The organism is Nocardioides antri (assembly GCF_008373765.1).
In the GTDB taxonomy this organism is placed as follows: domain Bacteria; phylum Actinomycetota; class Actinomycetes; order Propionibacteriales; family Nocardioidaceae; genus Nocardioides; species Nocardioides antri.
Window position 1 is genome coordinate 1 of sequence record NZ_VUJW01000188.1, and the last position, 253, is coordinate 253.

Consider the following 253-nt stretch of genomic DNA (forward strand, 5'->3'; position numbering starts at 1 on the left):
TGGCGTTAGTGGCAACATCAGATTTAATATCGATTGTCACAGTGAACGGCTTGAGGTTAAGACGTGGTTGACGGACCTTGTAACCGTGAGGAGAGCTCTTGAGTTCTTCTTTACTGAAGTAGACAGTGTTGAAGGCATCGAAGTCGAAATGGTCAAAGAATGTGACCATTTTGTCGACTTTGACGTCGGAAATTTTCAGACCAACGAAGTGAAGAGCTTCTTGTGTGTATGGTACCTGGTACTGTTTAAATTC

At 43.1% G+C, this 253-nt stretch carries 1 protein-coding gene; it reads right to left on the bottom strand.

The window, feature by feature from the left end; all coding sequences use genetic code 11:
• A partial coding sequence (locus tag F0U47_RS22970; RefSeq protein WP_149752375.1) for a hypothetical protein occupies positions 1-253 on the bottom strand: 253 nt, incomplete at both ends.